The organism is Brevibacterium sp. HMSC07C04 (assembly GCF_001815905.1).
In the GTDB taxonomy this organism is placed as follows: Bacteria; Actinomycetota; Actinomycetes; order Actinomycetales; family Brevibacteriaceae; genus Brevibacterium.
In genome coordinates this window covers 23,554-44,752 of record NZ_KV823238.1, presented here as the reverse complement: position 1 = coordinate 44,752, position 21,199 = coordinate 23,554, and the positions used below count along the sequence as shown (strand labels likewise).

Below are 21,199 nucleotides of genomic sequence, written 5' to 3'. Positions count from 1 at the left end.
AGGAAAGACCATGGCAATCAAGAAAACGCGCCTGAGCGCGTTAGTCGCCGCAGCGGCGGCAGCAGCGATGGTGCTGTCGGCCTGCCAAAGCGGCGAAAGCGGCTCATCCGGCGGCGGTGACGGCGGTGACCAGCCTGAACTGCCGAATGTCGACATGACAAAAGCAGCGGCCGATGAAGTCAAAGACGGCGGCGACCTGACCCTCCCCCTGACGGAATGGCCTGGCAGCTTCAACTACAGCCACGCTGACGGCACCCTCACCGACGTCAAAGATATGTACGGGCCAAGCGTCAGTACTGGCCTCAAATATGACGCTGACGGCAAGGCTGAAGCCGACCCGAACTACATCGAATCGATGGAGCTCACCGGTGACGACCCGACGACAGTCAAGCTGAAGTACAACAAGGACGCTGTTTGGGAAGACGGCAAGCCGATCGACGGTGAAGACCTCAAGGCATTCTGGGAAGCCAACAACGGCAAGGACAAGGACTACCAGGTCAGTTCCACTCAGGGTTGGGAGAGCATCAAGTCCGTCGAGATCGGCTCAGACAAGAAGGAAGTCACCATCACCTACGACGGTGTGTTCGGTGACTGGCAGAACTACGTGTTCCCGCTGCTGCCGAAAGAAGTTTCGTCTGACGCCAAGAAGTTCAACGAGGACTTCAAAGACGAGTTCGTGCCGTCTTCGGGCCCGTTCAAGGCAGTCAAACTCAACAAGAGCGCCAAGACCGTCACCATGGAGCAGAACGACAAGTGGTGGGGCGACAAGCCGAAGCTGGACAAGATCACCTTCCGCGTGGTCTCACAGCCCCAGCAGGGTCAGGCCTTTGCCAACAAGGAAATCGACCTTGTGGACATCGGCACCGACGGCGATGCCTACGAAACCGCTAAGAACCGCGGCGACGCCAAGATCTACAAGTCGACCGGTCTGATGTACACGCACCTGACCATGAACGCCACCCGTCCTGGCCTGAAGGATGAGAAGGTCCGCGAGGCAATCGGCTTGGCGGTCAACCGCGACGTCATCGGCCAGGCTGCTGTCGGCCCGGTTGAAGCTCCGGTCATCAACGTCAACAACTACACGTTCATGCCCGGTCAGGACGGCTACCAGGACAACACCGACGGCTGGGCCCAGCACAAGCCCGAAGACGCCGAAAAGATTCTGCAGGACGCCGGCTACGAAAAGAACGGCGACGGAGTCTACGAAAAGGACGGCGAGAAACTCGAGTTCTCCGTCGTCGTACCCGCCGACACCGAATCGAACGAAAAGCGCGCCAAGCAGGTCATGAACGACCTCAACAAGATCGGCATGAAGGTCAAGCTGGACACCGTGCCGTCGGACAAGTACTTCACCGACTACGTGACCCCGAAGAACTTCGACATGGTGACGTTCTCCTGGCAGGGCACCGAGTTCCCGATCACCACGACCGCGAACTTGTTCTACCCGGCTGAATCGCAGCAGAACTACTTCGGCATTTCCAACGAAGACATCGGCAGCGCCGTCAAGGCCGCACAGAACGAAGCTGACCCGGACAAGCGCCTCGAACTCGCCAACGAAATGGACAAGCAGTTCTGGGCTGAGAAGGTCATGATCCCCTTCTACGCCACCCCGACCGTCCACGGTGTTTCCGAAGATATCGTGAACCTCGGTGCGACGCAGTTCGAAAGCAAGGACTGGACCATCATCGGCCACAAGAAGTGATCAGCTGAAACGCTGACGCCGAGGCGTTGATGCAGTCACATCGGCGCTGAAGCTGAGGCAGTCACGCAGAGCGGGGCTCGGGTGCATGCCCGGGCCCCGCTTCTGTGTGTCCCTGCGCCGGGTTGACGGCGGCTGGGTTGACGGCGGCTGGGTTGGCGCGCCTGGTGGGTGCCGCATTCACACGCCAGACTCACGCGCTAATGCAGAGTCACGCTTTAATGCGGCGCATTTGCGCGTGAGAACGCATTACGCCGCAAGTCTGCAACGAAAGTTGGGCTTACAGTACCTGGGCGACGACCGCGCTCACGGCGGCCAGCCCCGCGCATACAGCCCACGGCGCCCACAGGCAGCGCACCCGCACGCCGCCGGAGTCTTCCGGGGAAGCACCAACCCCATGCGAGGCGCCGTTCCCCTGCCCTCCAGGCGCACCAACCGCGCCATCGCCACTGCGAGCTTCAGCCGCACCGCCTCGGGCGTCGGCGGCTCGGCTGCGGATGAGAGTCGATGCGTCGTGCGCGGCATCCGGGCCGGCAAACCTGCGGTTGCGCTCCGGCCCCGCCCATGCTGAATAGGTGCGTTCATCCGTCGTCACTGTCACCACGGACCGAACCTGAACATCGCGAACCGCCGCGTAGGGCACGGTGATTTCCCGAATCGGCCCGCGCAGCACCAAGTGGTCATCCCGCAGGCGCAGGCACGGCTTGTAGATAAACGCCCATGCGGCTGTACACACGGCAAGCAGCGCCGAACCGGCAATGAGCCATAGGGCAGGTGTGCCCCGAAGAAGAGCATCGATCATGAAAATGCTCGCGACGGCAATGACCACTGCAGCCGTGAAGACGCTGAGCTTCGAGCGATAGACGCCGTCGCCCACAAGACCAGCCCTGCCAGGCATAACAGTCACCTTCCCACGCCAGTCGGCACCTCGACACCAAAAATCAACACCCTATTCTGCCCCGGCACCCGAGCCAGGCAGAATCACGCGCTAATGCAACTTCACGCTTTAATGCGCTGCAGCAGCGCGCAAAGGCGCATTAAAGCGCAAATCCGCGCCTCGCCAACTGGCAACCCCGCCAACCGGACGCACCAGCCACCCGGCACCAACCGAAAGCCAGCTGCCACCCAACACCCATCAGCATTCAACGACGTTGACGGCGAGACCTCCCATGGCGGTTTCTTTGTACTTGTCCATCATGTCTTCGCCGGTGGCTTTCATGGTGGCGATGACCTCATCGAGGGACACGCGGTGGGTCCCGTCGCCCCACATGGCCATTTTTGCGGCGTTGATTGCCTTGCCGGATGCTATGGCGTTTCGCTCAATGCAGGGAATCTGCACGAGCCCGTTGATCGGATCGCAGGTGAGTCCCAGGTTGTGCTCCATGGCGATTTCGGCGGCGTTCTCCACTTGCATGACCCCTCCGCCGAGAACTGCGGCAAGACCTGCCGCAGCCATTGAGGAAGCTGACCCCACCTCGCCCTGGCAGCCGACTTCGGCACCGGAAATCGAGGCGCGTTCCTTGTACAGAACACCGATTGCCCCTGCGGTCAGCATAAACCGAACGACGGCCTCATCCCGGCTCATGGGTGTTTCGGATGTGATGCCGCCGTGCCGGGCTCCGCCTTCGACACCGCGCACGTAGTTGAGCGCGTAGAACATGACCGCCGGAATGATGCCCGCAGCTCCGTTGGTCGGCGCGGTGACCACTCGCCCCGCACTGGCGTTCTCTTCGTTGACGGCAAGTGCTACGAGGTTGACCCATTCCTGGTAGTACTCCGGCCTGCGTTCGGGGTCTTCCTGCAGCAACCGCTGGTACCACTTGTGGGCGCGCCGGTGCACATTGAGGCCGCCGGGCAGAATGCCGTCGCGGGCCACCGAGTTCTTTTCGCACTCCTCCATGACGGAGTAGATGTGCAGCAGTCCCGCCCGGATTTCGTCTTCGCTGCGGTGGGCTTTTTCGTTTTCCAGCATCACCTGCCACACTTCGAGCCCGGATGCGCGGCACTGTTCCAGCAGCTGCGCTCCCGAGGTGAACGGATAGGGGGCTTCTGCCCTTTCCTCTTCCGCTTCCTGTTGAAGGCCGCCGTCGAGTTCGGACTGGCTGACGACGAACCCACCGCCGACGGAGTAGTAGGTTTCTTCGGCAATGACACCGCCGTCGGCGTCTTCTGCTTTGATTGTCAGCGCGTTGGTGTGGTGGTCGAGTACGGTCAGCGGACGTTTGACCATGTCCTTTTCACTGAATTCAATGTCCCACTTGTCGCCGAAGCGCAGCACGCCGGTCTGTTCGATCCGCTCGGTGCGTTCGCCGAAGTCCTCCGGCTGAATCTTTTCGGGTTCGCAGCCTTCGAGGCCTGCCAGGATCGCGTCGAATGTCCGGTGGCCGGCTCCCGTAGCTGCGAGCGATCCGAACACGTCAACTGCAAGCGATGCGGGCTGACGGTCGCCGACCAGCTGCACAAAGCGCGCGGCTGCCCGCATGGGCCCGACTGTGTGGGATGACGATGGGCCGACGCCCACTTTGAACAGATCAAAAACGCTGACGGTCATGTTTCCTCCCGTGTGCGACGCTGCACGACCAAGGTGGTGACGAGCTGGGGATGCCCGAGGTGGGGCGAGGGGGGACGGGGATGCGAGCCCGGACCGGGAGGGGGTCCGGTCCGGGCGGCCAGGCGTGCGCATCAGACGTGGTTTGCTTCTCCGTAGGCGGCGGCGTCCATGATGTCGCCGACTTCGGTGACGGAGACTTCGATGAGCCATCCCTCACCGTAGGGGTCGGAGTTCAGCAGCGACGGGTTGTCGTCGACGTCAGCGTTGACGGCGGTCACTTCGCCTGAAACGGGACAGTAGAGGTCGGAAACCGATTTGGTGGATTCGACTTCTCCGCAGACTTCGCCAGCGGTCACGGTGTCGCCGACCTCGGGAAGGTCTGCGAAGACGACTTCGCCGAGTGCGTCAGCGGCTACTGCGGTGATGCCGATGCGGACGGTGTTTCCGACGATGTCATCGCCTGTGGCGTTGATCCATTCGTGTTCTGCCGAGTACGAAAAGTTCTCTGGCAGCGGGGGCAGTTCAGCCATTGTGGGTTCCTTTCATTCAGAAGGTCTGGGGGTTGGGAGCCAGCCTGGATTCCGACGGTTCGTCATTCTGGTGTCAGCGGGCAGCCAACGGCGTCAGGGGCGCGCCGAACGGGCGTCAGTGGGCACCGCTGCTGTAGAAGGGCGTTTCGACGACGGTGAAGTCATAGGACTTTCCGCGGATGTCGACGGTCACGGCGGTGCCGGGTTCGGCGTGTGCCGTGTCGATGTAGGCCAGGGCGATGGGGTGGCCCAGGGTGGGTGACGGCTGGCCGGAGGTGATGACCCCGACTTCCGCTCCGTCAGCGAAAACGCCCACTCCTGCGCGTGCGGCCCGGCGGCCCTCGGAGGACAGTCCGACGAGTTTGCGCGGCGTGCCTTCGGCCTGGTCGGCGTCGCCGAGCTTCTGCAGTGTTTCGCGGCCGTAGAAGTCGCCCTTGTTCTTGAGCGCTCCGCGGACCATACCGCCGAAGCCCGCGTCAAACGGCGTGGTTTCGCGCGTCAGTTCGTTGCCGTAGAGCGGCATGCCCGCCTCCAGCCGCAGGGAATCGCGCGAAGCCAGTCCGCACGGCAGCGCGGCACCGTCGAATTCGGCTTCGTTGATGCTCATCAGCCGGTTCCACAGGGCGGCGGCATCGGCGTTTTTGACATACAGTTCAAAGCCGTCTTCGCCGGTGTAGCCGGTGCGCGCCAAGAAGACCTCAACGCCGTCGACTGCGATATTCGTCCACGCGTAGTATTCGAGGTCTTTGATCCTGGTGCAGTCTTCGCGGTCAACGCACTCGGTGCTGCCGCACACGGCGGCCAGCAGAATGTCCTCCGACTTGGGACCCTGTACGGCGATGAGCGCAGTGTCATCGGATTCGTTGCGCACTTCGAAGTCCGCAGCTGCTCCGGCGGCTTTGGCCTTGTCTGCGCGGTCTTCGAGTGCGGCAACGACGGCCGAGGTGTTCCCGGCGTTGGGCACTATGAGGAATTCGCCATCGGCCAGGCGGTAGGTGATGACGTCATCGAGGATGCCACCGGCCTCGTCGATGATGACGCCGTATTTGGCTTTGCCGTTCTTCATGATGGAGTAGCGCGACAGGAGCGCGTAGTCCATGAAGACGGCGGCGTCCGCACCGGTGATGCGGACCTCGCCCATGTGGGACAGGTCGAAGATGCCCGCGAATTCGCGGACGGCACGGTGTTCGGCGAGTTCGGAGCCGTATTTCAGCGGCATGTCCCAGCCGCCGAAGTCGGTGAAGTTCGCGCCGAGTTCGGCGTTGATCTGGTACAGGGGCGTCTGCTTGGTCATGGGGTCTCCTCTGTCAGGCTTCGGCGTCGGCCGATTCGATGTCGAAGGCTTCTGGCGGCGGGCATTCGCAGACCAGGTTGCGGTCGCCGTAGGCGCCGTCGATGCGGCGCACCGGCGGGAAGTACTTGGTCAGTTCGAGGCCGGGCACGGGGAACACCGCGGTCTTGCGCGAGTATTTCTGGTCCCAGTCGTCCATGACGCAGGTTGCGGTGTGCGGCGCGTTCTTCAGCGGCGATTCTTCGTAGGTGTATTCGCTGCCGATTGCGCGGATTTCTTCGCGGATGGTCTTCATCGCCTGGATGAAGCGGTCGAGTTCGCCCTTGTCTTCCGATTCGGTCGGTTCGACCATGAGGGTGCCGGCGACCGGGAAGGCCAGGGTTGGGGCGTGGAAGCCGAAGTCGATGAGCCGCTTGGCTACGTCTTCTGCGGTTACCCCGGTTTCGGCGGTGATGGCGCGCAGGTCGAGGATGCACTCGTGTGCAACGAGGCCGTTTTCACCGGTGTAGAGGGTCGGGAAGTCTTCGTGGAGTGCCTTTGCGATGTAGTTGGCTCCCAGCAGTGCCGAGTAGGTGGCTTCGCGCAGACCGTCTGGGCCCATCATCTTCAGATAGGCGTACGAGATCGGCAGGACGCCGGCGGAACCGTACTTGGCCTGGGAGATCGGCAGCGAGGTGTAGTCCTCTGCCCCGCTGACGGCACGGCTGTCGCTGGAATCACCGGGCATGAAGGGGCGCAGGTGTTCGCGGGCAGCGACCGGGCCCACGCCGGGGCCGCCGCCGCCGTGGGGGATGGTGAAGGTCTTGTGCAGGTTGAGGTGGCTGACGTCGCCGCCGAAGTGGCCGGGTTTGGCCACGCCGACGAGCGCGTTCATGTTCGCACCGTCGATGTACACCTGGCCGCCTGCGTCGTGGATGGACGAGCACACGCGGCGCACATCGGATTCGTACACGCCGTGGGTCGACGGGTAGGTGATCATGATGCCCGAAAGCACATCGCGGTACTTCTCGATTTTGGCGTCGAGGTCGTCAAGGTCGATCGAACCGTCTTCTGCGGACTTCACAACGACCACTTTGAGACCTGCGAGGATGGCCGATGCGGCGTTGGTTCCGTGAGCGGAGCTGGGCACCAGCATGACGGTGCGCTCGGGCTGGCCCTTGGACACGTGGTAGCCGCGGATGGCCAGCAGGCCTGCCAGTTCGCCCTGTGAACCGGCGTTGGGCTGAATCGACACGACATCGTAGCCGGTGACTTCGGCCAGCAGCTCTTCGATGTTGTCGATCAGCTCACGCCAGCCGGCGGTCTGGTCTTCTGGTGCCAGCGGGTGGATCGATGCGAAGCCCGGCCAGGTGATGGCTTCCATTTCGGTTGCCGCGTTGAGCTTCATGGTGCACGAGCCCAGCGGAATCATGGTGCGGTCCAGCGCGAGGTCGCGGTCGGCCAGGGTGCGCAGGTAGCGCATCATGAGGGTTTCGGAACCGTAGGTGTTGAACACCGGGTGGGTGAGGTACTGGGTGTCGCGCTGCAGGGCCTGCGGCACGCGGGGTGCGGGGACACCTGCTGGGCCGAAGGTGCCGGTGCCTGCGGCTTCGAATTCTTCCGCGTCGATGCGGCCGGTCGCTCCGAGAGCTTCCAGCAGCGTGTTGGCGTCAGCGACCGTGTGCGGTTCGCCGAAGCTCACACCCACGTGGGTGTCGTCGATCCGCAGAATGTTGATGCCTGCCTCGCAGGCGGCGGCAACTGCGGCGTCAGCGTCGGGCACGCGCACCAACACTGTGTCGAAGAAGTTCTCGGACACGGACTGGGAATCGCCGTCGAGTCTGTCTGCGAACGCTGTGGCCAGGCGATGTATGCGGCTGGCGATCTTCGCCAGGCCGACGGGGCCGTGGTACACGGCGTACATGGAGGCGACATTGGCCAGCAGCGCCTGTGCGGTGCAGATGTTCGATGTGGCCTTTTCGCGGCGGATGTGCTGTTCGCGGGTCTGCAGGGCCAGACGGTAGGCGGGTTTTCCGTCGGCGTCCTTGGACACACCCACCAGGCGGCCGGGAATCTGCCGCTTGAGCTTTTCGGTCACCGCCATGAAGCCGGCGTGGGGACCGCCGAAGAACAGCGGAACGCCGAAGCGCTGCGCTGAGCCGACGGCAATGTCCGCACCCTGCTGGGCCGGGGTGCGCAGCAGGGTCAGAGCAAGGAGGTCACACGCGAAGGTGACCATGGCAGACCGCTCCTTGGCGCCTCGTACGGCGTCGGTGAAGTCGCGCACGGCACCCGTGGTGCCCGGCTGTGCGCAGACGATGCCGAACACGTCTTCGCCGACCAGCCCCTGGGACAGGTCGGCGATCTGCACCTGGAAGTCCATGGCCTTGGCGCGAGCGCGGACGATCGCAATGGTCTGCGGGTGCAGTTCGGAGTCCAGAACAACCGAGGAGCCCTTTTTGTTGGCCCGGCGCATGAGCAGAACGGCTTCTGCGACCGCGGTGGCCTCATCCAGAAGCGAGGCATTGGCGATGTCCAGGCCGGTGAGGTCCTGGACCATCTGCTGGAAGTTGAGCAGGCCCTCCAGGCGGCCCTGCGAGATCTCCGGCTGGTAGGGCGTGTAGGCGGTGTACCAGGCGGGGTTTTCGACCAGGTTGCGGCGGATGACGGTCGGGGTGATCGTGTCGTAGTAGCCGCGGCCGATCATCTGCGTTTTCTGCACGTTCTTCGCGGCGAGTTCGCGCAGGTGGGCGAGCATGTCGACTTCCGACAGCGCCGCCGGTGTCTGCACGCCGTCGTCCTGGATGTTCTCCGGTACGGCGGCACGGGCCAGAGTTTCAAGCGAATCGAAGCCGACCGCTTCGAGCATCGCGGCGGTTTCGTGGGCACGCGGGCCGATGTGGCGGTCGGCAAAGGGGCGCGCGGAATCACCGGTGAAAGCGGTGACGTGGGACAGAGCGGCAGTGGCGGCTTCCGGGGTGGCGGTGCGGTTCTCGAAAGTCACGGGCGTTCCTTGGGTTGGAGTCTTGCTGGCCAGCTGGCTCAGCTGCGGTCTCCTCCCCGCTCTGTTGCCGTGCGGTCGGCGGCGAAGCGCGTTCCGGCAACGGTTTCAGAGTCGCCTCCGCTCTTCAGTACTGGGCCTGAGAGTTTCCCGGGGAGGGGATTGCACCTACGGCGCCGACGCGATGGCTTCGCGCGGGCTCTCCCGAAGAGCGTGATGACGGCAGTTTGTGTGACCCATGATACTTAATCTGTGCGGTTGAGTCAGCCTCGCGCGTGTGGTCTTCCACAGCCCACCAGAGTGGCGTCAGCGGCTGAACCGCACCTGCCCGCCGACGATCGTGGTCTCCACCTGAGTGTCGCGGATGGCCTCAGCCTGTTCGAACAGGGCGTCCTCATCGGGGTAGGCAGTCGCAAAGGGCAGTGCGCCGTCGGCTCCTTCGCGCGCCAGCGGGTCAGTGTCGACGGCGATGAAATCGGCCTCCATGCCCGGAGCAATGCGACCGGACACGCTTTCTCTGCCGGCGGCATAGGCAGCACCAGAGGTGTGAGCGGCGATTGCGCGGTAGGCGCTCATCCGCCGCTGGGGCTGGTAGGTGCTCGACCGGTCGCCGCTGATGTCCGCCCTGGTCATTGCCGCGTACACGGCAGCCCACGGAGTGCTCGGCTCCACCGGGGCGTCGGATCCGAAGGCGAGCGCAACACCGGCGTCTTCCAGTTGCGTCCAGGCGTAGCCGGCGAGTGCCGCGTCCAGCGGAATCTGCGCCAGCAGGTGCAGGTCGGAAATGCAGTGCCGCGGCTGCATCGAGGCGATGACGCCGAGGGCGGCAAAGCGCTGAATGTCACCAGGCTGGATGAACTGCGAATGTTCGATGCGACGCCGCAGGGCACGACCCAAGCGCTTTTCTGCGGCACGGTGTTCAGCATCTGTTCGCGCGTAGGCGCTGAGCACCTGGTGGACGGCCTGGTCGCCGATGGCGTGGACGATCGGCACAATGCCTGCCCGATACACCTCGACCATGGCCTGAGTCAGGGCGTCTTCCGAAATCACCTCGGCGCCGTAGTTGGGAGCCCCTTCGCCTTCGACCCGTGGGAAAGGCGAGGACATGTGGCAGGTGTGGGACCCGAGTGCTCCGTCGGCGAACAGCTTGAGCCCGCCGTGGTGGAACCAGGCGTCGCCCCCACCGGTGATCCAGCCGGAGGACTGTGCCCAGTCGAGCTCCCGCGGGCGGAGGTATTTGACCACCCGGATGTTCTGTTCGCCGCGCGCACCGAGTTCCTGCCAGGCCAGCCGCGACAGTTCGCCTTCGATTTCGTGCAGGCCCGTGAGCCCTTCGGAAAGCCACTTACGCTGCTGGATCTTCAGGGCGTCGGCAGCCGCCGAGGCGGAAGGGTCCGGGATTACGGCTTTGATGAGGTCCGCAGCACCTTCGCGGATGATGCCGGTGAGCCGCCCTCCGGGTTCGCGCACGAATTCACCGTCGTGCGGGTCGGGGGTGTGTGGGCCGACTCCCGCTTCTGCGAGGGCGCGTCCGTTGACCCACAGGGTGTGGTAGTCGATCGACCACAGGGCAACGGGGTTGTGCGGGGCGGCTTTTTCGAGGAAAGCGCGGTCTGGCTGTGCGTCGAGACCCCATTTGGTGAAGTCCCAGCCGGCGCCGATGACCCATTCGCCGTCGGGCACCTGCCCCGCATAGTCGGCCAGTGCGGCCATTGCCTGGTCAAGTGTTTCGGTGCCGAAAAGGCTGAGCTCTTCTGCCCCGAGTGCCTGTGACAGTCCGTGGATGTGGGCGTCGACGAAGCCGGGCACTGCGACGGTCCCGCCGAGGTCGACGGTTTCAGCGCCGACAGCGTGGGCACGCAGCTCAGGCGCCTCCCCCACAGCGACAATCTTTTCGTCCTCGACGAGGACAGCTGATGCTTGCGGCAGGGAGCGGTCGAAGGTGAGGAAACGGGCACCGAGAAACAGGCGACGGCGTGATGACATAGCCGCAAGTCTAGAGCCCACGGCGGTACGACAGGGGCCAGGGCATTAGGTTAGGCTTTCCTTTCGGAAATACTTCGCCTATGCTGTTCTCGGGCCCGTTAGGTAAGCCTCGCCTAACTTTCACTCTTCCGACACGGACATGAAAGAAACATCATGAAGACTGCACGACGCTTCGCCGCACTCATCGGTGCGAGCACCCTCGCACTGACCCTTGCTGCATGCGGCTCCGGCACCGCTGAGAACAGCCAATCCGGCAGCGCTGAAACCGTCAGCATCGAAACGAACGACGGCACCGTCGAGGTTCCGAAGAACCCAAAGAAGGTTGTTGCTCTGGACAACCGCTCTTTCCAGACGCTTGAAGACTGGGGCGTCAAGCCCGTTGCAGCTCCCCGCAAGATCGTTCCGAAGTCGCTGGAGCTGCGCGAAGACGAATCAGTTGTCGACCTGGGCAACCACCGCGAACCCGACCTCGAAGCGATCGTGGCCGCTGAACCTGACGTGATCATCACCGGTCAGCGCTTCACTCAGCACGAAGACAAGATCAAGGAGCTCGCCGGGGACACCCCGATCGTCGATCTCGAACCGCGCGACGGCAAGCCCCTGGACGAAGAGTTCAAGCGCCAGACCACTGCCCTGGGCGAAGTCTTCGGCAAAGAAAAAGAGGCTGACGAACTCGTCAAGAAGTTCGAGGACGCCGAAAAGGCAGCTAAGGACAGCTACAACAAGGACCAGACCGTCATGGGTCTGATCTCCACCGGCGGCAACCTCAACTACTCCGCTCCTTCCCAGGGCCGCGGCGCCGGCCCGCTGTTCGACATGGTCGGCCTGAAGCCCGCCCTTGACGTTCCGGAAGCCTCGGAAGACCACGAGGGCGATGACGTCAGCGTTGAAGCGATCGCCAAGTCCAACCCTGACTGGATCATCGTCATGGACCGTGATGCCGCCATCACCATGAAGGACGGCGAAAAATACCACCCGGCAAAGGACGTCGTTTCGAACTCCGCTGCTCTGAAGAACGTGACCGCCATCAAGGAAGGCCACGTGCTATACATGCCGGAGGACACCTACGTCAACGAATCTATCCAGACCTACACCGAGGCTCTTGAAAACCTCGCGGAGGAATTCAACAAGCAGTGACCCGTCCTGCCCTGCTCACGTGGCGATTCGGCGCCGCAGTCGCTGTGACTGCGGCGCTGGTCGTTGCTTCTCTTTTTGTGGGCGTCTTCGACATCTTCGGCGAGGGCGGTGCCGAAATGTTCAGCATCACACGCGTTCCCCGCACCCTGGCCCTCGTGCTCTCCGGTGCGGCAATGGCCATGTGCGGACTCGTCATGCAGCTCATGACCCAGAACCGCTTTGTCGAGCCGACAACCACCGGCACCACCGAATGGGCGGGGCTGGGCCTTCTGCTGACGATGATCATCGCCCCCGATTCGGGCCTGCTGGTCCACATGGCCGGGGCAATCGTCATGAGCTTCATCGGCACACTCATCTTCTTTGCCTTCCTGCGCCAGGTGACGCTGCGCTCATCCGTGATCGTGCCGATCGTCGGACTCATGCTCGGCGCTGTCGTCGGTGCAGTCTCCACCTACATAGCCTTGGCCACCGACATGCTGCAAAGCCTCGGAATCTGGTTTGCCGGATCCTTCACCTCGGTGCTCAAAGGCCAGTACGAACCGCTGTGGGTCGTCGTTGCGATAGCCATTGCCATCTTCATCGCCGCTGACCGCTTCACCGTTGTCGGGCTGGGCGAAAGCGTGGCCGTCAACGTCGGCATCAACTACAACCGGGTCATTCTGCTGGGCACCGGCCTGGTCGCCCTGGCCACCGGTGTTGTCACCGTCGTCGTCGGCAATCTGCCTTTCCTCGGCCTGGTGGTCCCGAATATCGTGTCTATGTTCCGCGGTGACGACCTGCGCTCAAACCTGCCGTGGGTGGCCCTCATGGGCATTGCCGCGGTGACTGTGTCAGACCTCATCGGGCGGATTGTCATCGCCCCGTTTGAGATCCCGGTCAGCCTGATTCTGGGTGTTGTCGGCTCAGTCGTGTTCGTTGCCCTCCTGCTGAGGAAGAAGTCTCATGCCTGATACTCCCCGCTCCCTGCCGCCGCGGGTTTCGGCCAATGAGCGCCTTCCCGCCGGCCACCCCATCCTGTTTGAGGAGTGCCTGGTCGCCGACTCGATGCGGGCGGCCCCCGAACGCTTCTCCGGTGCTCTTCCCACAAAGGCCAAGAAGCGCCGCTACTGGATCATGATGGGCGTCCTGGGTCTGCTTGCCCTGGCGGTTACGGCCGCCACGCTGGCCTGGAAGAGCCCTGTGCCCATCAGTCACCCGGGTTTTTGGGCCATCTCACAGCTGCGGGCCTCCACCCTGCTGGTCATCGCCGTCGTCGCATTTGCACAGGCCACCGCGACTATTGCCTTCCAGACTGTGACGAACAACCGAATCCTCACCCCGTCGATCATGGGCTTTGAATCCCTGTACCGGCTTGTGCAGACCGCGGCGGTGTTCTTCCTCGGCGCCGGCGGCACAGCCGCACTGACCGGCACCGTGCCGTTCTTGGTCCAGGCGGCCGTCATGACCGGTGCGGCGGGTCTGCTCTACGGGTGGCTGCTCGGCGGATTCGGCCGGGGGCGCGATGTTTCCGGACACGACCTGCAGATCACCCTGCTCATCGGTCTTGTCCTCGGCGGCGGGCTGGGCGCCCTGTCCACTTTCATGCAGCGGCTGCTGACCCCGAGCGAATTCGATGTTCTCACCGCCCGCCTGATCGGCTCGATCGCCAACGCCGATGTCCGCTACCTGCCGATCGCCATACCGCTTGTGTTGGCAGCCGGCGGCGGACTGTGGGCCATGGGCCGCAGGCTCAACCTCATGGGGCTGGGCCGTGAGACGGCCGTGAACCTGGGACTGAACCACAAACGGCTCCTGATCGGCTCGCTGCTGCTGATCGCTGTGCTCATGGCAGTTTCCACCGCACTGGTCGGGCCGATGACCTTCTTCGGCTTTCTCACCGCGATGATCACCTACCAGCTGGCAGACACCTTCGATCACCGTCTGCTGTTCCCCATGGGCGTGCTCGTCGGCTATGTGATTCTGGCCGGTTCGCACTTTGTGCTCAAGAACCTGTTCTACGCCGAAGGCAGCGTGGGGATCATCATGGAGATCGTCGGCGGCACGTTCTTCCTCGTCTACATCCTCCGAAAGGGGCGCCTGTGATCAACCTGTCCGACGTCGCGCGGAAATACGCTGACGACGTCTGCATCGGTCCGGTCAACCTGGAGATCCCGGCGCACGGCATTACAGCGCTGGTGGGCCCCAACGGGGCGGGCAAGTCGACTCTGCTGACGATGATCGGCCGACTCATGGCCATGGACTCCGGACACATTACAGTTGCCGGCCATGATGTGACGACCACCAAAAGCGACGAACTGGCGAAGATCGTGTCGATCCTTCGGCAGGAGAACCACTTCGTGACCCGGCTGACGGTGCGCCAGCTGGTGGGCTTCGGCCGTTTTCCCCACTCCAAGGGCCGTCTTACCTCAAAAGACGAAACCGCGATCAGCGAAGCAATTGACTTCTTGGGGCTGAGCCGCTTTGAGGGCCGCTACCTCGATGAGCTTTCCGGCGGCCAGCGCCAGCGGGCCTATGTGGCCATGGTCCTGGCGCAGGAAACCGACTACGTCCTGTTGGACGAACCGCTGAACAACCTCGACATGCAGCACTCGGTGATCATGATGCGCCACCTGCGCCGCGTGGCCAATGAACTGGGCCGCACGGTCGTGATCGTGCTGCACGACATCAACTTCGCCGCCGCCTACGCCGACAGCATCTGCGCTGTCAAAGAAGGTCAGGTGGTCGAGTTCGGCCCGCCGGAGGACATTATGCGCAGCGAGGTCCTCACCCGCGTGTTCAACACTCCCGTCCAGGTGGTTGACGGGCCGCGCGGACCGCTGGCCGTGTACTACTGACCCGACTGCGCGCAGGCCATTTCGGCGTTCACTCGCTTCAAGCGCTCAGGCGTGGCGCCGCAGAAACTCCATGCGTTCGGCTGTGTCTGCGACTATGACCGGCTCGCTGCGGTCGGTGGGCAGCTGCACGTGCAGGCCGGCTTCGCGGGCGATGACCGCTCCCCCGGCCCAGTCGTAGATGCCCAGGCCGCGCTCAAAATAGGCGTTGACTTTCCCTTCCGCCGCCAGGCACAGGTCGATTGCGGCTGAGCCCATGCGCCGCACATCGTCGAACTCCTGCAGCACCGGGCTGAGTCTGCTGACCTGTTCAGCGCGCCTCTGTGGGGCGTAGCCGAACCCGGTCGCGGCAACCGCCCCCGGCAGTCCCGCCGGGGTTCCGCTGATCCGGTCCGCCGAGGCGCCTGTTGCCAGTTCTGCAGCCTCCGGCAGTCCTGTGCGCACCCACGCGCCGGCACCGGCGCGGGCGTACCAGACGGTGTCCAGCACCGGCGCTGCGACGAGGCCGATCTCCCACCGGCCGTGTGCCGGATGACAGTCGTCGGGGCGGCGGGCGCCGAGGGAAATGCAGTAGGCGGGCAGTCCGCGGACAAAGTTGACGGTCCCGTCAATCGGGTCGACGTGCCACTCCAGTGGTTCGATTTCACGTAGACGCGCCGCGAACTGCGGGTCTTCTGCCAGGGTGGGAAGCACGAGACCGGACAGCACAGCGGAACCGTCTTCCACCTCGTGAGCCTCAAGAAGTTCCGCGGATTCTTCGCCGACGATCGTGTCCTCGGGGCGGAACCGCGCAAAGTAGCCGCGTACGAGCCCTTCGATTTCAGCATCGGCTTCCGTGACGAGATTGTTGGGGTCGTCTTTGGCTTCAACGTGTGCGCGGTACAGCTTCGAAGCCCACAGACTCATGCGCGACCACCCGAGAAACGCGGCGTCCCGGGCGAGCGCCAACAGCGGATCGATCATGCGCTCCACGTTACAGTGGTCCTATGACAGTCATCATCGGCTATCTCCCCTCGCCGGAAGGTCAGGCTGCTCTCGATGCGGGCTTTGCCGAGGCGAAGGCACGCGGCACTCGCGCACTCGTGGTGAACTCTCCCCGGCTGGGGGCGGCCAGCGAAGTCACAACTCTCAACGCTTCCGAAACCGCCGCACTGGAAGAACAAGCCCGCAGGGCAGGTGTTGATGCTGAGGTTCTGCAGCCGGAACACGAAGACAATCTGGTGGAAACCCTCAACCGGTGCGCCGGGGAGCACGGGGCCAGCATGATCGTCATCGGTCTGCGCAAGCGCAGCGCCATCGGCAAATTCATCCTGGGCTCCCAGGCTCAGCGCATTCTGCTGGAATCCGACGTTCCCGTGCTCACCGCAACACCGTAGTGTCAACTAAGTTCTCGGCGATTGCCAAGGACGAAGTCGCACCGGGTGAGGGAGCATTGCGGACGAGAGTCGCCTCCCCGATCCTTTCGATCACAAAGTCATCGACGAGGTTCCCGCTGCGATCCATTGCCTGAGCGCGGATGCCTCGGGTGATCGGGGTCGATTCAGCACCGCGAAGGCTCGGCACATACTGTTCTGCGCCCGCCAGGAATCTGCGGCGGGAGATCACACCGCCGAACTCACGGACGGCCGCCTTGACGTTTCGGCTGGCAAACCGCCAGAAGCCCGGGTCCGAAGCCACTGCGAAGCTGTCGGAGATTCCAATGTGCCGACCACTGTAGTTTTCGCGTCCGAACGAGAGAAATGCGTTCGGACCCACCAGCATCTCACCGTCGACCCGCTTAGTCAGGTGAACTCCGAGAAACGGGTACGCGGGATCGGGCACAGGGTAGACCAGCCCGTTGAGAACGGTTCTGTACTCCGGGGACAGCCGGGAGTACTGGCCGAAGAACGGCACGATCTTGGGGTGTTCAGCACCGCCTGCCAGCTTGGCGACCCTGTCGGACTGCAGGCCAGCGCACACGACCACGTGATCGAAGGTCAAACGCAGGGTTTCTTCACCGCGGCGCGCGCCGACCGCACAGCCGCCGCCGCAGTTGGCGATGTCCGTCACCTCTGCGCCGAAGATCAGCTGACCCCCGGCATGCTCTACATCAGAAAGAAGCTCTCGTGTCACCGCGCCGTAGTCGATGATGGCCGTCTGCGGTGAGCGCAGCGCCGAACGGCCGACCGCGTTGGGCTCCGCATCCCGAATTCCGTCGGGTCCGATCATCTCGACGCCTGGAACCCCGTTTGCGACGGCCCTTTCATAGATGGCACCGAGACGAGCCTCTTCGGCCTCATTCAATGCGACGACCAGTTTGCCGCACTCTTCGTACGGCAGACCGCGGTCGAGAGCGTACTCGCGCATGAGGCTCACACCCCGCCGACACAGGCGCGCTTTCAGGCTGCCGGGCTCGTAGTACAGCCCCGCATGCACCACACCGGAATTGTGGCCCGTCTGGTGCTGCGCCGCACGGGGCTCCTTATCGAGCACCGTGACCGAAGCGCCCGGGAAGCGCTTGGTCAGTTCCCGCGCGACTGCAGCCCCGATGATTCCCGCACCGATCACTCCGAAGTTCTGCTTGAGCATCGCCGGTTTCCCCTCTGAAGCTCTTCTCAGATATTGCGGATGCTCAGCCGCTGCTTCTTCGCGGCCACCACCAGCTGAACGGCAAAGCCTGCGGCCAGAACCCCAAAGGCGACGAAGTCGCTTATCGAGCCGGGCACAATGAGCAGGATTGCGCCTGCGGCAAGAACGATCCGCAGCGCAAGCGGAACGGGGGCCATGAACATTCCCTCCGCGGCAACCGCGAGCACCAAAACGCCGATGGCTGCGGTGACGGTGATCCACACGGCTTCCGGGATCGGCACGTTCTGCCACAGCAGGCCGGGGTTGTACACGAAGATAAACGGGACGATGTAGCCCGCGACTGCCAGTTTCATGGCCGCAAAGCCGGTCTTCATCGGATCGCCCCCGGCCAGGCCCGCTCCGGCAAAGGCCGCCAGCGCCACCGGCGGTGTGATGTTGGCAAAAAGGCCGAAGTAGAACACGAACAGGTGCGCAACCAGCGGTTCGACGCCAAGCTCGCCCAGAGCCGGAGCCGCCATGGTCGCAGTGATGATGTAGGCCGGAATAGACGGAAGTCCCATGCCGAGGATGATGCAGGCAAGAGCCGTCATGATGAGCGTGGGAAGCAGAAGGCCTCCGCCGATGGCGACAATCGCTCCGGCGAGTTTGACGCCCAGCCCCGTCAGCGTTGCGATGCCGACGATGATCCCGACGCACGCACATGCAACAGCAACCGAGACAGCGGTGATCGCCCCGTCGCGGAGAGATTCGAGAATGTCCTTGACTGACATCCGCGTGGTCTTGCGCAGCTGAGCCACGATGATGGTGACGATGACCGTTGTGACAGCGGAGAAGAGAATCGTGCGGCCCGAAAAGAACAGCATGAACAGCAGATAGCCCAGCGGAATCAGCAGGTGACCGCGCTCCTTCAGCACGCTCAGAACAGCCGGGATGCTGTCCTTTGAGATTCCCTTCAGCCCGTCGCGCGTGGCCCGCAGGTGCACCTGGGCGATGATGCCCAGGTAGTACAGCAGCGCGGGCACGATCGCGACCAGCGCAATCTGCTGATACGGGATGCCCAGGGTTTCGGCCATGATGAATGCCGCCGCTCCCATAATCGGGGGAAGCAGCTGACCACCCACCGAAGCGGAGGCTTCAACCGCCCCGGCGAAGTTGGGTCGGTAGCCGATGCGCTTCATGAGCGGAATCGTAAAAGCACCCGTGGTCACAACATTGGCAATAGCCGAACCGTTGATTGACCCGAGGAAGCCAGAGGCGATCACCGACACTTTGGCCGGACCGCCGCGAGTCTGGCCGGCTACGGCCATGGCGAGGTTGTTGAAGAACTCTCCCATGCCGGACTTGGCAAGCACTGCGCCGAAGAGAATGAACAGGAATATATAGGTGGACGAAACGCCGATCGCCGTGGAGAAGACGCCTTCGTTCGTCGAGAGCATGAAGTTGAGAATGCGGTCGAGATCGTAGCCGCGGTGCTTAAATGCCCCCGGCATCATCCGACCGTAGATGCCATACACGATGAACAGCACGGCCAGGATGGGCAGCGCCCACCCCGTGAGGCGGCGGGCGGCTTCCAAGACTACGAACACCAGAAGCGCGCCGAATACCACGTCAATCGTGTCGAAGCGCCCACCAGCGGAGACGATCTGGCTGTACTGCTGCGCAATATAGACCGCGATTGAGGCTGATATGGCAACCAGAATCCAGTCGTACCAGGGAACGGTTGCTTTGCCCTGTTTGCGCGTTGGGCGGTAGAGGGCAAAGCACAGCACGAGGATGGCTGAGACGTGGATGGCGCGGTGCACCAGCTGCGGCGGGCCGGAGAACAGCGCGATGTACATGTGGTAGAGCGACAGGAGCACTCCGACTATGAGAACCGGGGTCTTCAGCCACGTGTCCTGATACGGCCGGGTGCGCGACTCCCGGTCCAGGTCTTCCAACAGCTCTTGGGCGTCTTCGCTGAGTTCGTCTGTGCTGCTGAAGCCATCAGACGTCGATTTCGGTGATGCAGTCGAATTCATGAAATCTCCAAATGTGAAGGGCGATGAACGCCGAACGCGAACTGCCCCGTAAGGACGTGACGTTCAGAGAACACGCAGGGTGATCGAAGCGCGATGGGGAAGATCTGTGGTCTCGATGAAGTCCGAAGACCACTCACTGCCCCGCTGTCGACGAATTGTCACTGTGTGTGCAACATCGTGGGAATGTATCCAGTTGAGAGATTGGTACGGCCGGTCATAGCCGCACATGTGCAGCGAGCTTCCAGACCGGTACACCCGGGGTGCGTTCGACGGGGTTCCCGCCCCCATTGTCCGAAGCTCTATGCAGTCCAAGCGGAGTTCACGTCCATACACCGCGTAGTGCTCCACCCAGGGGTTGTGATCCACCGAGTGGATCCATCGGAGTGTGATCCTGTCGCCGTCGCCGATCGGCGCACGGTAGAAAGTCTGCTTCTCGGGCCGGACAGAGCTGACTACGAGGCGCCGGTCGGGGACATCGGCGGCGAGCACCAGTGCTGCCGCCGGGCCGAGCCCCGCGCCCAGCAGCGCGCGGCGCGTCAGCGATCGCGCGCTGCTGGGCAGCGGATTACGGCCTGCCATGCGGGTTCTACAGAAGTCCCTTTTCTTCAAAGTACTTCTTAGCCCCGGGGTGCAGCTCGGCAACCTTGACGTCAGCCGCTTTGTCGATGTCGATGTCCGCAACCGAGCTGTGCGACTTCTCGAGCTTGTCCAGGTTGTCGTAGAAGACCTTTGTCATCTCATAGCCCGCCTCTTCTGTGAGGTCGGGGCTGGCTATCAGAAGGTTCGGAATGGTCAGGGTCTTGGCGTCCTCGGCAGACTTGTACGTATCAGCCGGAACAGTGGCTTCGCCGAGGTAGTCATACTCATCGAGCAGAGTCTTCGCACCCTCACCATCCAGGGGAAGCACAACCACCTTTTCGGTTGTCGCAAGGTCGCTGACGGCTGAGTTCGGGATGCCCGAAGTGAAGAAAGCGGCGTCAAGCTGGCCGTTCTTCATGGCGTCAATGGCATCTGCGTAGGACAGGTAGTCGACGTTGAAGTCGTCATAGGTGTACCCGTAGGCCTTGACAACAGCGCGCGCATTGAGCTCTACACCGGAGTTCGCGTCGCCGACTGAGATTTTCTTGCCCTTGAGGTCGTCAAAGGTCTTGATCCCGGACTTTTCTGTTGTGACCACCTGGATGTACTGGTCATACAGCGCACCGATGGCCTGAATATTGTCTGCGGATTTGTCTTCGAAGGGACCCTCGCCCTTGATTGCCTGGTCGACTGCGTCAGCCTGCGTGAACGCGATTTCGGCGTTGCCGTCGTGGACCAGCGTGACGTTTTCGACCGAAGCGCCAGTGGCCTGGACCGTTGCATCAGAACCCAGTGAGTCTTTGAGCAGGTTCGCATATCCAGCGCCCACCTGATAGTAGACACCAGAAGAACCGCCGGTCGCGATCGTGACTATATCTGTGCCTTTGTCTCCACCGCCGCCAGCGCAGCCAGAAGCGACCAGGGCTATTGAGGCGACTGCTGCAACAACAGCCGTAGAGCGCAAACGTTTGAGCATGATGTTCCTTTGTCTCCGTTGACACCAACTTGGCTTTCACACAGAACTCACGA

At 63.0% G+C, this 21,199-nt stretch carries 17 protein-coding genes and 1 riboswitch; of the genes, 6 read left to right on the top strand and 11 right to left on the bottom strand.

What is annotated here, in order from left to right; genetic code table 11:
- Positions 1-10 precede the first annotated feature (10 nt).
- Positions 11-1,702, top strand: coding sequence for an ABC transporter family substrate-binding protein (locus HMPREF3162_RS01810; protein ID WP_070575745.1), 1,692 nt, complete (start codon positions 11-13; stop codon positions 1,700-1,702).
- 277 nt (positions 1,703-1,979) lie between these two features.
- Here the strand turns inward: HMPREF3162_RS01810 and HMPREF3162_RS01805 are convergent, their stop codons facing one another.
- From HMPREF3162_RS01805 to HMPREF3162_RS01780, 6 genes are all read right to left on the bottom strand, one after another.
- The gene (locus HMPREF3162_RS01805) at positions 1,980-2,597 is read right to left on the bottom strand and encodes a hypothetical protein (RefSeq protein WP_141759523.1); all 618 of its coding nucleotides are present in this window, start codon (positions 2,595-2,597) and stop codon (positions 1,980-1,982) included.
- Between the two features lie 237 nt (positions 2,598-2,834).
- Positions 2,835-4,250 (bottom strand): L-serine ammonia-lyase, encoded by a 1,416-nt coding sequence (locus tag HMPREF3162_RS01800; protein ID WP_070575750.1) that lies wholly within the window; start codon positions 4,248-4,250, stop codon positions 2,835-2,837.
- A gap of 131 nt (positions 4,251-4,381) precedes the next feature.
- Positions 4,382-4,780 (bottom strand): glycine cleavage system protein GcvH, encoded by a 399-nt coding sequence (gene gcvH / locus HMPREF3162_RS01795; RefSeq protein ID WP_070575753.1) that lies wholly within the window; start codon positions 4,778-4,780, stop codon positions 4,382-4,384.
- A 115-nt stretch (positions 4,781-4,895) separates the two neighbouring features.
- On the bottom strand, positions 4,896-6,074 hold the full coding sequence (gcvT, locus tag HMPREF3162_RS01790) for a glycine cleavage system aminomethyltransferase GcvT (protein ID WP_070776760.1): 1,179 nt from the start codon (positions 6,072-6,074) through the stop codon (positions 4,896-4,898).
- 13 nt (positions 6,075-6,087) lie between these two features.
- Entirely contained in the window at positions 6,088-9,054 is a 2,967-nt protein-coding gene (gene gcvP, locus HMPREF3162_RS01785; RefSeq protein WP_371089250.1) for an aminomethyl-transferring glycine dehydrogenase, read from the bottom strand.
- Between the two features lie 115 nt (positions 9,055-9,169).
- A riboswitch (glycine riboswitch) is annotated at positions 9,170-9,268 on the bottom strand.
- An 89-nt stretch (positions 9,269-9,357) separates the two neighbouring features.
- The gene (locus HMPREF3162_RS01780) at positions 9,358-11,037 is read right to left on the bottom strand and encodes an amidohydrolase (protein ID WP_070776759.1); all 1,680 of its coding nucleotides are present in this window, start codon (positions 11,035-11,037) and stop codon (positions 9,358-9,360) included.
- Between the two features lie 153 nt (positions 11,038-11,190).
- Here HMPREF3162_RS01780 and HMPREF3162_RS01775 point away from each other — a divergent pair, with 153 nt between their 5' ends.
- The 4 genes from HMPREF3162_RS01775 to HMPREF3162_RS01760 are packed head-to-tail and all read left to right on the top strand — an operon-like array spanning position 11,191 to position 15,008.
- Complete coding sequence (locus tag HMPREF3162_RS01775; RefSeq protein ID WP_070776758.1) at positions 11,191-12,174, top strand: siderophore ABC transporter substrate-binding protein; 984 nt, start codon at positions 11,191-11,193, stop codon at positions 12,172-12,174.
- Complete coding sequence (locus HMPREF3162_RS01770; RefSeq protein ID WP_070776757.1) at positions 12,171-13,124, top strand: ABC transporter permease; 954 nt, start codon at positions 12,171-12,173, stop codon at positions 13,122-13,124. The genes HMPREF3162_RS01775 and HMPREF3162_RS01770 overlap by 4 nt, the downstream gene beginning before the upstream one ends.
- Positions 13,117-14,256, top strand: coding sequence for an iron chelate uptake ABC transporter family permease subunit (locus HMPREF3162_RS01765; RefSeq protein ID WP_083318869.1), 1,140 nt, complete (start codon positions 13,117-13,119; stop codon positions 14,254-14,256). The genes HMPREF3162_RS01770 and HMPREF3162_RS01765 overlap by 8 nt, the downstream gene beginning before the upstream one ends.
- Positions 14,253-15,008 carry an iron ABC transporter ATP-binding protein gene (locus HMPREF3162_RS01760; protein WP_070575769.1) on the top strand — a complete coding sequence of 252 codons (756 nt, stop codon included), beginning with the start codon at positions 14,253-14,255 and terminating at the stop codon, positions 15,006-15,008. Before HMPREF3162_RS01765 ends, HMPREF3162_RS01760 begins: the two co-directional genes overlap by 4 nt.
- A 45-nt stretch (positions 15,009-15,053) precedes the next feature.
- Here HMPREF3162_RS01760 and HMPREF3162_RS01755 read toward each other — a convergent pair whose 3' ends face one another.
- Positions 15,054-15,968: an inositol monophosphatase family protein gene (locus HMPREF3162_RS01755; protein WP_070776792.1), complete on the bottom strand. Its 915-nt coding sequence runs from the start codon at positions 15,966-15,968 to the stop codon at positions 15,054-15,056.
- 23 nt (positions 15,969-15,991) lie between these two features.
- Between HMPREF3162_RS01755 and HMPREF3162_RS01750 the strand changes: the two genes are divergently transcribed.
- Complete coding sequence (locus HMPREF3162_RS01750) at positions 15,992-16,381, top strand: universal stress protein (protein ID WP_070575772.1); 390 nt, start codon at positions 15,992-15,994, stop codon at positions 16,379-16,381.
- On the opposite strand, the gene lhgO is transcribed toward HMPREF3162_RS01750, so the two are convergent.
- The 4 genes from lhgO to HMPREF3162_RS01730 all read right to left on the bottom strand — a co-directional run bounded on the left by lhgO (position 16,365) and on the right by HMPREF3162_RS01730 (position 21,146).
- Positions 16,365-17,573, bottom strand: a complete 1,209-nt coding sequence (lhgO, locus tag HMPREF3162_RS01745) for an L-2-hydroxyglutarate oxidase (protein ID WP_070776756.1) — start codon at positions 17,571-17,573, stop codon at positions 16,365-16,367. The two genes, HMPREF3162_RS01750 and lhgO, sit on opposite strands and share 17 nt — an antisense overlap.
- A 26-nt stretch (positions 17,574-17,599) precedes the next feature.
- Positions 17,600-19,591: a TRAP transporter permease gene (locus tag HMPREF3162_RS01740; protein WP_070776755.1), complete on the bottom strand. Its 1,992-nt coding sequence runs from the start codon at positions 19,589-19,591 to the stop codon at positions 17,600-17,602.
- 63 nt (positions 19,592-19,654) lie between these two features.
- Positions 19,655-20,170 carry a DUF1850 domain-containing protein gene (locus HMPREF3162_RS01735; protein ID WP_070776754.1) on the bottom strand — a complete coding sequence of 172 codons (516 nt, stop codon included), beginning with the start codon at positions 20,168-20,170 and terminating at the stop codon, positions 19,655-19,657.
- Positions 20,171-20,177: 7 nt separating this feature from the next.
- A complete protein-coding gene (locus HMPREF3162_RS01730) occupies positions 20,178-21,146 on the bottom strand; it encodes a TAXI family TRAP transporter solute-binding subunit (RefSeq protein ID WP_070776753.1) in 969 nt (322 codons plus the stop codon).
- Positions 21,147-21,199: the final 53 nt, after the last annotated feature.